Annotated in this window: 10 protein-coding genes; 8 read left to right on the forward strand and 2 right to left on the reverse strand. The window is 64.8% G+C overall.

The features are described 5' to 3' along the window. Positions 1 to 164: 164 nt before the first annotated feature. Positions 165 to 677 carry a hypothetical protein gene (locus SB749_RS05485; RefSeq protein WP_410709928.1) on the reverse strand — a complete coding sequence of 171 codons (513 nt, stop codon included), beginning with the start codon at positions 675 to 677 and terminating at the stop codon, positions 165 to 167. A gap of 109 nt (positions 678 to 786) precedes the next feature. On the opposite strand from SB749_RS05485, the gene SB749_RS05490 reads away from it, so the two are divergent. After that, the gene (locus tag SB749_RS05490) at positions 787 to 1,404 is read left to right on the forward strand and encodes a TetR/AcrR family transcriptional regulator (RefSeq protein WP_370035211.1); all 618 of its coding nucleotides are present in this window, start codon (positions 787 to 789) and stop codon (positions 1,402 to 1,404) included. A 165-nt stretch (positions 1,405 to 1,569) separates the two neighbouring features. Then, positions 1,570 to 3,519 (forward strand): hypothetical protein, encoded by a 1,950-nt coding sequence (locus SB749_RS05495; RefSeq protein WP_410709432.1) that lies wholly within the window; start codon positions 1,570 to 1,572, stop codon positions 3,517 to 3,519. A 263-nt stretch (positions 3,520 to 3,782) separates the two neighbouring features. Here the strand turns inward: SB749_RS05495 and SB749_RS05500 are convergent, their stop codons facing one another. Continuing rightward, complete coding sequence (locus tag SB749_RS05500; RefSeq protein WP_410709433.1) at positions 3,783 to 4,238, reverse strand: Lrp/AsnC family transcriptional regulator; 456 nt, start codon at positions 4,236 to 4,238, stop codon at positions 3,783 to 3,785. A gap of 419 nt (positions 4,239 to 4,657) precedes the next feature. Here SB749_RS05500 and SB749_RS05505 point away from each other — a divergent pair, with 419 nt between their 5' ends. The 6 genes from SB749_RS05505 (at position 4,658) to SB749_RS05530 (ending at position 12,673) form a co-directional block, all read left to right on the forward strand. Further along, complete coding sequence (locus SB749_RS05505) at positions 4,658 to 5,434, forward strand: electron transfer flavoprotein subunit beta/FixA family protein (RefSeq protein WP_370035216.1); 777 nt, start codon at positions 4,658 to 4,660, stop codon at positions 5,432 to 5,434. Positions 5,435 to 5,446: 12 nt separating this feature from the next. Further along, positions 5,447 to 6,424 (forward strand): electron transfer flavoprotein subunit alpha/FixB family protein, encoded by a 978-nt coding sequence (locus tag SB749_RS05510; protein ID WP_139906505.1) that lies wholly within the window; start codon positions 5,447 to 5,449, stop codon positions 6,422 to 6,424. A 1-nt stretch (position 6,425) separates the two neighbouring features. Next, on the forward strand, positions 6,426 to 9,011 hold the full coding sequence (locus tag SB749_RS05515) for a cytochrome b/b6 domain-containing protein (protein ID WP_410709434.1): 2,586 nt from the start codon (positions 6,426 to 6,428) through the stop codon (positions 9,009 to 9,011). 254 nt (positions 9,012 to 9,265) lie between these two features. Then, on the forward strand, positions 9,266 to 10,615 hold the full coding sequence (locus SB749_RS05520) for an MFS transporter (protein ID WP_062860490.1): 1,350 nt from the start codon (positions 9,266 to 9,268) through the stop codon (positions 10,613 to 10,615). 68 nt (positions 10,616 to 10,683) lie between these two features. After that, complete coding sequence (locus SB749_RS05525; protein ID WP_410709435.1) at positions 10,684 to 11,937, forward strand: aminopeptidase P family protein; 1,254 nt, start codon at positions 10,684 to 10,686, stop codon at positions 11,935 to 11,937. Between the two features lie 28 nt (positions 11,938 to 11,965). Continuing rightward, complete coding sequence (locus SB749_RS05530; RefSeq protein ID WP_410709436.1) at positions 11,966 to 12,673, forward strand: IclR family transcriptional regulator; 708 nt, start codon at positions 11,966 to 11,968, stop codon at positions 12,671 to 12,673. Positions 12,674 to 12,684: the final 11 nt, after the last annotated feature.

Genomic DNA, 12,684 nt, shown 5'->3' on the forward strand with positions numbered 1-12,684 from the left:
CGAGTCACGATTCCATGGCTGACGCGCAGGTGAGGACGGGCGGCCAAACGTGTCGCGAACTCGGGACGAAGGGACCGGTTCCGGCAGGCCGAGTGGACATTTGGCTGGACGGTGAGGGAGGCGCAGACTCCGTTTTCGGACTACTCAGATCTCTCCCCGCGCGGTCAGATCTCTCCCCACCGGTAGCCGCGGGAGGTGAAGGCCTCGGCGATTGCAGCCTTCTTGCCTTCGACATCGCCCTTGAATGCCTGATGCCCGCCTTCGGTGACGACGAGCTTGCTGTCGGCGAAGTACGCGGTCGAAAACGAGGCGCGGGAGATGCGCAGCGGGTGGTCGTCGTCTCGCCCGATGGTGATTCCGTGTTCATCGACGACCAGGGGTGTCGTCGAGGCGGCGATGAAGAAGGCGGCGATGAGTCCGAGTGCTCCGCCGAGGATCGGTCGGGCGATGACGACCCACGCCTGGTCGAAGCGGCTGAGCTTCTCGATGACGTCCCCGAAAGGAATGGGAAATGTTGCGGCAAGCGATCCGAGGGCCGGAAGGAAGAAGCCGAGAGCCACGCCGATGCCGGTGCAGACGAGGCCGATGACGACGACGTCGGTCCGACTGAGGGCGAACCTCGCAGCGGCGTGGGACTGCTGGGTTGCCGAGTCGTTCTTCTGCGGGGGCTGATCCATCACATGCTCGATCCTCGAAGGCGTTGTCGGTACTCCATGATACCAAAGTGGAACACAGGTGTTCCACAAGTAGACTGCTCTGTATCGTTCGCAGAGTCAGGGAGGGGTTGTGCCGGTGCAGGGAATGCGTCGATTGGGCCGAGAGGCCCTGGTCAGCGAGGCACTGACTCACCTTGCTGCGAACCCTCAGGCGTCGATGATCGAGCTCTCGCGGTCGATCGGCGTCGGCCGCACCACTCTTTACCGACATTTCGGTGAACGGGAAGCTCTCGTCGGCGCGGCGGCGAGGCTCGGGGCCCGGCGATTCGGTGAGGCGGTCATGAAGGCCCGTCCCGGCGAAGGGACCGGGCTGGCTGCGCTCGAACGGATCTGTGCGGAGCTGTTCACTCTGCCCGATGTGCTCACCCTGCTCTTCGCTGACAACCCGATCATCACCGATGAGACCTTCGCCGAGGCGGCCGCCGAGTCCAGCACGGGTGCTGAATCTGCGGGCGACGAAGATGATCCCCTCGAGGCCGTCATTGCGAGAGGGCAGGCGGACGGGTCCATCGATGAAGGAGTGCCGATCGGATGGGCGGCAGCGTTCGTCTACCTCACTATCGGCTCCGGACACCTCTACAGCATGAGCGTCGGCGTCGACGATCGGACCGCGCGCGCCCAGTCTCTCGAGTTGACCATCAGGGCGGTGCGGAAGACCCTGACGCCTCGTCAGAGGGCTGAGCGCTGACCAGGGCGTGAACACCGACCGGGCCCGCAGAGCTGAGTGCGGTACCGCCGACTCCCGAAATGTGATCTCGGTGAAGCCGCGGGGCCATGCCGGGGCAGTTGTGCGGCCGACGAGGTCTGACTTGTTACCGTTATTGCTTCAGTTCATCCTCGGCAGGAGCAATGCGTGTCTACTTTCTTCGACGGTCCCGAATTCCACGGAATGGCAGCGGGCGGCAAAATCAGCCACGACCCCGGAATGTCCGATCGGATGATGCGGGAGCTGGCGCCGTTCTTCAAGGCCGAAGGAATCGACATCGATGATCCGAATGCGGACTTCACGGAAGCCGAATTCCACGCTGCCATGGAGAAGGCGCAGGTGGAATACAACCGCCGCCTGTTCACCCCGGTCGGTGCCCACCGCGGACTGGCGCTGGGGAAGCTGCGCTCCTTCGCCCTTGCCTTCGCCGAAGGCGATACCAAGCGCGCCGAGGCTGTTGTGGCTTCTCTGCCCTCTGACCCCCAGGACTTCAGCCCGAGCGTCGCGCAGGTGACCGGGGCGGCGATGGGCCTCCTCGACGAATGGTTCACCGACGACGTGCACGGACCGAAGCTCGGCGGAGTGATGGCACCGAAGTGGTCGGTGAAGAAGTCCCGTGCCGTGGCCCGCGACATCCTGGCCCTGGCACATAAGGGCCGCGTCGTCGACAGCCTCGATCGCCTCATCGCCAGCAACAGCGGACGTCCCGTCCTCGAGGGCTCCATGCTCGCCGTAGCCGCCGCGGTCGTGCGGTTGACCAAGCGAAACAAGGTCTCGGAGCAGGACGTCGTCGACGAGCTCATGCCACTCAACGGTTATCCTGAACCGGTTGAAGGCACCTACGGCTCCGCCGGCCGCGGGATCCAAGACGCCCAGGAAGCCGAGGACGGCCCTGCTGCAGAACAGGACCTGCCGGAGTGGCTCGGCGGATCGAGCGCCGAGGCGAGTGCACAGGCGAATCCCAACGCTGACCCGCAGGGCATCGATGCACGAATGGACGAGGTCGAGAAGACCGTCTACGAGATGCCGCTCTACCAGCGCTTCCGCGACTGGTTGGCCGAGACCTACGATGATGTCGACGAGGACTCAGAGGTCTTCGACATCGCCCATCTCCTGTTCTGCATCGCCGTGTCCTCCCGCGCAGATATCGACGAACCGGAGGGGATCGACGACCTCCTCGATCTCCTTGAAAGCTTCGCAGTCGACGGACAGGAGGAAGCGGAGAAGACCGATGGCGAATCGCCTTCGACGGTGATCTTCCTCGACAGCCTCGAAGCTCTCGACAACTATCTCCGTTTCCGCATGGACACCGACGAGAATCCCGAACGCTGGAGTGCCGCCCGGGCCCGCGCCGAGGCCGCGAGCATGCGCACCGATCCGCTGCCTTCGGCCCTGATGGCCGCCGTCGAAGCCAATGCGCTGAGCGAGGAACAGCTCGCAGCACCGATGCCGAACAACCGCCTCGTCGAGGGCGTGGCCGGCATTCTCGACTGGATCGGCGACTCCCGCCCCCTGACCGGTACGGGACGGGTGAAGCGAGCCGATATCGCCGAGGCGGCCGGAAAGTTCGGCATCAACGCCGTCGGAGTCGCGTCGAACGCTCGGTACGAACATGGCGTGAACTATGCGCGCAGCGCCGACGAGGTGCCCGTCCTCGAAGCGATGTGGGCCGTGATGCAGAGCGCCGAGATCACCGAGATCACCGGCACCAAGGTCCGCCCGGGAAACGCCGCCGACGAGTGGAAGAAGGGCGAGGTGAGCGCGGATACCGCACTGCCGGTCATCGGCGCCTTCATCTACGAGCGGCTGCTCGACGTGATCAACCTCGTTCCCGGAGAGGACTACGGCGCCCCGGCGATCACGATCGCCCAGCGCCTCATCGAGATCCTCACTCCCGACTCGGCACCCGAACGCCCCGAACTCGACCTCGGCGAGGTGCGCGGCGAACGGCTCGTCACGCTCTTGGCAGACGAGCTGCAGGAGCTCACCGAGCTCGGACTCCTGACGGCCGACGGAGACACACTGTCCGTCGAGCCGGTGTACAAGCGCATCGTCGCCGGCGCCGCGCTCATGCTGCTGTCGGGGCCGCGCAGCTGAACGGTGACTGCCGCACAGGCAGCGCGACCGAAAAAGTCTCCATCGATCTGTTGTGTACTCACGATCCTCGGGTTAGGCTAACCTGTGAGAATTACGCAACGCTGATCTTTCCTAAGGCGGTTGACACGCTAGCTTGAAGTGTTGGATCCGGCGCCTGCGGTTTTCTCTGTTTCACGTCAAGAAGCCCTCGGCACAAATTCCGGTGCCGGGGGCTTCGCTCTGTCAGGGGGTGAGTGCCCTATCGGGTGGAAGCGCCGCGGTCCTCAGCCGGCGCCAGGACGGTGGCCCTCGGCCTCATCGAGGATGAGGAGCGAGCGGGAGGACACGACGCCCGGGACTTCGTGGATGCGGCGGAGGATCACCTGCGACAGTGCAGTGTTGTCCGGGGCATTGACCGTCACCAGGGCGTCGATGTCCCCGCTGACGGCTTGGACCTTTTCGACGAAGGGCAGAGCGGCCAGGTCATCGCGGACCTGCGGCCAGGGGCGCTCGCCGATCTTGACGACGACGACCGCGGTCACGGTCATGCCGAGGGCCTCGCGGTCCACCTCGGCGGTGAATTTCCTGATCGCACCCGAATCGATGAGGGTGGTGAAGCGCTTATGTGCGGCGGAGCGGGAGATGTGGACGCGTTCGGCCAGCTGGCGCACGCTCAGGCGCGAGTCTTCGACGAGGGCGGCGATGATGCTGCGGTCGATGTCGTCGAGGTCGAATGCCACGGGGCGCTCCTTCACCGTTGCTGTCTGCGTCTTGCCTGCGACCTCTGCGTCCAACCTGCCCGGATGCACTCGCGCGGAGAGGCGGCGATGTCCACCGGGAGGACTGGTCGGTCTGCTTCCCATTCTAGGGCCCCGCCTCGGCGAGGGGATGACCCTGCGTCGAGGTCCCGTCGTCGACGACAGGGGAACCGCCTCGCCGAGGAAAGTCCGCATGGTTGCGGAGTCCGATGCACTGGACAAATTCTGTCGATCGTTCGTACAGTTACGGAGATATCTGTGGTGCCTACCACGTACCATGGGTGATGGACATGATCGGTTCTAACCCGGACCCGGTCAACGGACGGAAATCAGCCACCTGTAGATTATGAGACGAAAGTCTCACGCAGCTGGAACTGCTTCACGAACCTAAGGAGTCATCCTTGAAGATCGCGGTGTTGGTAAAAGAGGTCCCGGATACGTACGGCGACCGCAAGTTGAACTTGGAAACCGGGCTCGCCGATCGTGGCGCCTCGGAAGCCGTCCTCGATGAGATCGGTGAGCGTGCCCTCGAGGTCGCCCTGACGCAGAAGGACTCCGACGGCGACACCGAGGTGACCGTCATCTCGATGGCGCCCGATACCGCGACTGCGACGATCCGCAAGGGTCTGGCCATGGGTGCCGACAATGCCGTGCACGTGGCCGATGAAGGCTTGGCCGGTGCGGATCTGGGTCTGACCGCCGAGGTGCTCGCCGCCGCTCTGCGCCGCGGTGAGTTCGACCTCGTCGTGACCGGCAACGTCTCCACCGACGGCAACGGCGGCATGATGCCGGCGATGCTCGCCGAGCACCTCGACTACCCGCACGTGACCGGCCTGACGACCGTCGAACTGGGCGACGGCAAGGTCTCCGGCACCCGCGCGGTCGAGGGCGGCAAGCAGCAGGTCTCGGCCGAGCTGCCCGCCGTCATCTCCATCACCGAGGCGCTTCCCGAGGCCCGATTCCCGAACTTCAAGGGCATCATGGCGGCGAAGAAGAAGCCCTTCGAGGTCATCAGCCTGTCCGATGTCGACATCGATGCTGAGGACCAGTCCGTGGCCCGCTCGATCATGGTCACCGTCGCCGAGAAGCCGCCGCGCGAAGCCGGCGAGAAGGTCGTCGACGAAGGCAATGGCGGAGTCGAACTCGCCGAATACCTCACCAAGAACCGTCTGGCCTAAGGAGAATCGCACATGTCAGAATTCCCGCAGGACTCCATTCTCGTCGTCCTCACCGCCGATGCCGAAGGCCAGCTGGAGAAGCCGGCCGCCGAACTGCTCGGCGGAGCCGCTGAGATCGGCTCGCCCGTCGCCCTCGTGCTCGCTGCCGGCAGCGCCGACGCCGCTGCCGAGAAGGCCGCCGAACTCGGCGCCGTGGCAACCCTGACCGCCGCAGCCACCGAGGGCAACCTCGGCACCGCGGCCGTCGACGCCGTCGCCGCAGCCGCGGAGCTCACTGCTCCCGACGCCGTGCTCGTGCCCAATACTCTCGACGGTCGCGACATCGCCGGTCGCTACGCTGTGCGCAGCGGATCGGCTGTGTCCGTCGACGCCACCGGACTCGAACGCGATTCCGAGGGCATTGTGGCCAACCACTCCGTCTACGGCGGCGGCTACACCGCCTCCTCGGCCCCGACTTTCGGTGCCCCCATCGTCACCGTGCGCCTGGGCTCGATCGAGGCTCGCGCCGAAGCGCAGTCCGCGAACACGCAGGCCCTGGAGGTCGCCGATTCCGGTAAGCGCTCGGCGGCGATCGATTCGTTCGAAGCCGTCGTCGAAACCTCCTCGCGTCCCGAACTGCGCGGTGCGCAGAAGGTCGTCTCCGGTGGTCGCGGCGTCGGTTCGGAGGAGTCCTTTGAGCTCGTCGGCGAATTCGCCGACACCCTCGGTGCAGCCGTCGGTGCCTCCCGTGCGGCCGTCGACGCCGGCTACATCGCCCAGTCGCACCAGGTCGGCCAGACCGGTGTGTCGGTGTCCCCGCAGCTCTACGTGGCTCTCGGCATCTCCGGCGCGATTCAGCACAAGGCCGGCATGCAGACCTCGAAGACCATCGTCGCGGTCAACAAGGACGCTGAAGCCCCGATCTTCGACATCGCTGATTTCGGCGTCGTCGGCGACCTGTTCAAGGTCGTTCCCCAGGCCATCGAATCACTGAACGAGAACAAGTCCTGATATGGCAACCTATTCCAGTTCGCTGCGCTCGGGTCTGCCCCGGGTCGAAGGCGGAGACCCCTGGCCCCCGGAGGGCACCATCGGTGAACCCTTGGAAGAGGGCGCGTCATGGCTGCCGGAGACTGCCGAGACGGAGGAACTGGATGAAGGTTCCCCCGCCGAGGCGGCCGAGTCCGATGTGACCGACGCCGAGGAATCGACGGGGGCAGAGGCTTCCGCTGAAGCGGAGGAGCCAACTGAGGACTCCGTTGAGGACGCGGCTGAGGATTCGGTCGATGAATCGGCTGACGAATCTTCGTCGGGTGCCGCTGTTGCGGCGGGCGTCGGCGCTGCCGGTGTCGCCGCTGGTGCTGCGGGTGTTGCCGCAGCCGGTGCCGATGACGCGGGTGAGTCGGCTGACTCGACTCCTGCCGGTGAGCCTGAGGCCGACGCCGCTCCCGCGGCCGAAGTGCCTCTGCGCCGTGGACTGCCGCGCGTCGAGGGCGGAGAGCCCTGGCCGCCGGAAGGTCTTGCTCCGGCCGGAGTGAAGGCCACCGGTGCCTCAGCTGCTCCTGTCGCGTCAGCTGAATCGGACGAACAGTCCTCGGCCGCCCCGGCTGCAGCTGCAGCGACGGCTGGTGCCGGAGTGGCTGCTGGCGCTGCCGTCGGCGCTTCCGGTTCGGACGATGAGTCGGCTGCGGCAGAACCTGCCGCCACTGATGCTCCCGCTGCCGAATCGGCTCCTGCCGCCGAGGTTCCACTGCGCCGTGGTCTGCCGCGTGTTGCCGGTGGAGATCCTTGGCCGCCGGAAGGCTTAGCGCCCGCCGGTGTCAAGGCCGCAGGTGGATCCGCTGTCGCTGCTGCTCCGGCAGCGGCTGCATCCGCTCCTGCCGAGAGCACTGCGGAGGAATCCGCTGCTCAGGCCGACTCTGCCGAAACACCTTCGGCTGAAACGTCAGCCGATTCCGCTTCCGAGTCCTCGTCCGCTGCTCCTGCGGCGGCCGCCGTAGCTGGTGCTGGCGTTGCCGGTGCCGGTGTGGCTGCAGCAGCTGCGAACGGCTCGGGCTCCGGAGAACTCTCCGATGTACCGTTGCGCCGCGGACTGCCCCGCACCGCCGGGGGAGACCCCTGGCCCCCGGAAGGCTTTGCTCCAGCGCACGCTGCTAAACCTGCCGCAGGCTCGGCCGCCGCTTCGGCTCCGGCTGAAGAGAAGGCCGCCGGCGCCACGTCGACCGATGCCGCATCTGCCGAGGCAGACAAGCCTGCCGAGGCCACACAGTCCGGCGAAGCCGCGAAGCAGGAATCGAAGCCGGCCGCCAAGGCCGAGGACGATTCCGCTGAGAAGAAGCCCCAGGGGCGGCGCACCGGAATCGGCGGCGTCGGTGCCGGCGCGGCAGCCGCAGGTGCGGGAGCCGCCGCCGGCGCAGGTGCCGCAGCAGCGGGAGCCGCCTCGGCGTCGGACAAGTCTTCCGGCGGAGCCGAGAAGAAGCCCGCTCAGCGCAAACCGATGGCGAAGCCCGCGGCGAAGACCACGGACAAGGCCGCTCAGCGCAAACCGATGGCCAAGCCCGCTGCGAAGGCCGACGACAAGGCTGCGGCTCGCACCGCGGACAAGCCGGCCGCGAAGACGGCACCGGCGGCGAAGGCCACATCGTCCGGTTCGGGCAGCGCCGCCTCGGCGAAGCCTGCAGCGAAGAAGGAACCGGTCATGATCGGTTCGAAGTCGCTGGGACAGTGGTCGAAGATCGTCGGGCTGGGACTCGGCGGACTCATCGTCGTGGCCGGGATCCTCATCCTCGCCGCTCGCGGTGTCACGACACTGCCGGGTGTGCCGGAGTTCCTCGAGCGCTACCCGGGCGAATACCACATCCCGGAATTCGTCGATCCCGGCTTCCCGGGCTGGGTGCGGTGGACGCACTTCCTCAACATCTTCTTCATGGTGCTCATCATCCGTTCGGGTCTGCAGGTGCGTCACCAGCAGAAGCCGCCGGCGTTCTACACCCCGAAGAAGGGTGGAAAGAAGATCAGCATCAACCTCTGGCTGCACACGAGCCTCGATCTGCTGTGGCTGGCCAATGGTGTGGTCTTCGTCGTGCTGCTCTTCGTCTCCGGGCACTGGGCACGCATCGTGCCGACCAGTTGGGAAGTCTTCCCGAACGCGCTGTCGGCGGCGCTGCAGTACGGAACGATGGAATGGCCGATGGAAGATGCGTGGGTCAACTACAACGCTCTCCAGCAGCTGATGTACTTCATCATCGTGTTCATCGCCGCCCCGCTGGCCGCGATCACGGGTGTGCGGATGAGCGAATGGTGGCCGAAGAACGCCACGACGCTGAACAAGATCTACCCGGCGCCGCTGGCGCGGGCGATCCACTTCCCGACGATGCTGTTCTTCGTGTTCTTCATCCTCGTCCACGTGTTCCTCGTGTTCACGACCGGACTGCGGCACAACCTTGGCTACATGTTCGCGGGTACCGAGATGCTCGGTTGGGCCGGACTCGTCTGGTTCCTCATCGCGATGGTCGTGGTCGTGGCCGGTTGGTTCGCCGCCAGGCCGCTGCTGCTGGCCCCGATCGCGAATCTCTTCGGACGCGTCTCGAGCAGGTAGGCGACACCGGACGCATCAGCGAAGCCCCGCACGATCGAATGGTCGTGCGGGGCTTCGCTGTGTCGGTGAGTACAGTTCCAAGGCCCGGTCGGACATGCAGTCCGGCAGGGCCTTTCGCCTGCCGCTTTCCGATTGCGCGCAGTTCTGAGCAGAAATCTCTTGACCGGGTGATCGGGACACAATAACCTTAAACGCAACGCAGTTGTAAAGAATGCAACACCGCGTTGTCACCGTTCACAACGATGGAGAAGACAATGAAGTCCGACCTCGCTCCAGAGGACAACGACGCTGTGAAATCAGATGCGTCGGCGACCGCGCAGCCGAATATCGAGCAGAAGCGGACGCTGCGGCGCGTCGTCTCCGCCAGTTTCGTCGGCAACTTCGTCGAATGGTTCGACTACGGCGTCTACGGGTATTTTGCGACGACCATTGCGATCGTCTTCTTCCCTGAGTCCGAAGGCAATCTCGCGCTTCTGTCCACCTTTGCGGTCTTCGCCGTCTCCTTCGTCGTCCGCCCCATCGGCGGCTTCATCTGGGGTCATATCGGAGACAAGATCGGACGACGTTCCGCGCTGTCCGTCTCGATTCTCATCATGTCTGTCTCGACCTTTGCGATCGGTCTGCTGCCGAGCTTCGCGGTCGCCGGCTTCCTCGCTCCGGTGCTGCTGCTCGTCGTCCGCCTCGTCCAAGGATTCTCTGCGGCAGGCGAATATGCGGGGGCCTCGGCGTTCCTCGTTGAATACGCACCACCGCGGCGACGCGGACTGTACGCGGCAGTGGTTCCCGCCAGCACCGCCACCGGATTGCTATTGGGATCGGTGCTCGCCGCAGTCCTCTCGTCGACGCTGAGCGATGGACAGCTGGAGAGCTGGGGTTGGAGGCTCCCATTCTTCCTTGCCGCGCCCATGGGACTGATCGGCCGCTATATCCGAACCCGACTCGAGGACACGCCGGCATTCCGTGAACTCGCTCAGCAGGATGAAGTGATCAAAGCCCCGGTCTTCGCCATGTTCCGGGACCACTGGCGGCCCCTGGTCATCTCGATGTGCGCAGTGCTGCTCAACGCCGTCGGGTTCTATGTCGTCCTGACCTATATGCCCACCTATCTCACGACCGAGCTCGGCTACGGGGCTGCTGAATCATTCCTCGCCACCACCATCGCTCTCGTCACCTATATCGGTTTCATCCTGCTCACCGGTCTGGCCTCGGATCGGTTCGGTCGCAAAAGGATGCTCATCATCGCGTCAGTCACTTTCATCGTCCTCACGGTGCCGGCCTTCATGCTGCTGGACGCCGGCAGCTTCACCCTCGTCGTCCTTGTCGAGATCGGACTCGGAGCCATGCTCACCCTCAACGACGGCACTCTGCCGAGCTTCCTTGCCGAGATGTTCCCGACACGTATCCGGTACACCGGGTTTGCCGTGAGCTTCAACGTGTCGAACGCCCTGTTCGGCGGCACCGCACCTTTTATGGCCACTCTGCTCATCGGCCTGACCAATTCGCATCTTGCCCCCGGTTGGTACCTCATGGCTGCGGCCGCAATCTGTCTCGGTGCAGTCATCTGCGCCAAGGAGACCTTCCATAAGCCTCTGCGCGACGTCTGAAGTCGTCCAGAACCCCACCACACCGCCGCGGCACCGAGATGGCGGTGTCGAACGAATAGGAGAAACCCATGACCACCTTTGCTGACAACGCCTCCGTCGCTGACCTTGAGCGGCTCAAGGTCCTCCACAACGGGTCCAAGACACCGCTGACCTTCTCCGATGGGGAGATGGAGCGGAGACTGACCGGACTGCGCGCCATTATGGCCGAGAAGGAGCTCGACGCAGTGGTCCTCACCTCTTATCACAACATCAAGTACTACTCGGACTTCCTCTTCACCTACTTCGGTCGCTCATATGCCATGGTCGTCACGGCCGACGACACGGTGACGATCACCGCGAATATCGATGCAGGCATGCCGTGGCGAACCAGCTACGGGGAGAACATCGTGTACACGGATTGGCGTCGTGACAACTACTACTACGCGATCCAGGAGGGCCTGCGTCAGCGCGGAATCGGAAACCCGCGCCGTCTCGGCGTCGAAGACGACAACCTGCCCCTCGAGAATCGCAACAGGCTCCAAGATGCCTTCCCTGCAACGGAACTCGTCGACATCTCGAAGGAGTCGATGCGCCAGCGGATGATCAAGTCACCCGAGGAGATCGAGGTGATCAAGCACAGCGCTCGAATCGGCGACCTCGGCGGTGAGGCGATCAAGGCCGCCATCACCGAAGGCATCAGCGAGTACGAACTCGCGCTCATCGGCACTGAGGCGATGACTCATGAGATCGCTAGGACGTTCCCTGACCAGGAAATCCGTGATACCTGGGTGTGGTTCCAATCGGGTATCAACACCGATGGCGCGCACAATTGGGCGACGACCCGCAAGATCCGAAAAGGTGACATCCTCAGCCTCAACTGCTTCGCCATGCCGACCGGCTATTACACCGCGCTGGAGCGCACACTCTTCTACGGAGAGCCCGACGCTCGGTCGCTCGAGCTGTGGAACGTCAACGTCGAAGTGCACAAGCGCGGAATCGAACTCATCAAGCCCGGAGCTGTGTGCAAGGACATCGCCGCCGAACTCAATGAGATCTACTTCGAGCACGGACTCTTCGAAAACCGCACCTTCGGGTACGGACACTCATTCGGAGTGCTCAGCCACTACTACGGGCGTGAGGCCGGGCTTGAACTGAGAGAAGACATCGAGACCGTCATCGAGCCGGGAATGGTCATCTCCATGGAGCCGATGATCACCATTCCCGAGGGGCAGCCGGGTGCCGGCGGTTACCGCGAACATGACATCGTCGTCGTCGGGGAAAGCGGTTCCGAGGACATCACGAAGTTCCCGTTCGGGGCCGAACACAACATCATTCCGGCCTGAGGCACCGGCTGGCGAATATACTCGCACCATGTCCCGACAATCGCCTGACAACCCACGCCGCGGTGCCTCGGTCATCGAAAACACCGTCGCCATCCTGCGCTGTTTCGCGCCGGACCGGCAGGAGCTCGGTGTCACCGAGATCGCACCGCGCGTGGGGCTGCACAAGAGTTCGGTGTCGCGGATTCTCGCCTCGCTCGAGCAGGAGGGGATCGTCGAACAGGCGCCGTCCAGGCGGTATCGGCTGGGTCTGGGAATCATCGCGATCGCGGGCCCTCTGTTGGCCGATCTTGATGTTCGCAGGGCAGCGTATCCCATCCTGCAGGCACTCACGCGGGCCACTTCCGAGACGAGTGCGCTGATGGTGTGGGACGGCGCCGAGGCGGTCACCGTCGAACAGGTTCCAAGTCCCGAGCCGGTCAAGCATACGTCCAGTCTGGGGTCGCGATATCGGACGGAGGGAAGTGCCTCGGTGAAGGTGTTCTGCGACGCCGGCGACGGCCCGGATCGCACCGGCGGTCCCCGCTATGCACTCAACGATGCCGAGACCTCTCCGCACGAGGTCGGCATCGCCGCACCCGTGCACGACCATCGCGGTGAAGTGGTCGCGGCCGTCCTCATCGCCGCACCGAAGTTCCGCACCGATGCGACCCGCATCGCCGAGCTCGGCGAACACTGCTTTCAGGCGGCGGAGCGGGTCTCGCTGCGCCTCGGTGGTTCAGGGCGGCGGCGACTCTGAATCTGTGTGCG

It is taken from the genome of Brevibacterium sp. SIMBA_078 (assembly GCF_046534565.1).
In the GTDB taxonomy this organism is placed as follows: Bacteria; Actinomycetota; Actinomycetes; order Actinomycetales; family Brevibacteriaceae; genus Brevibacterium.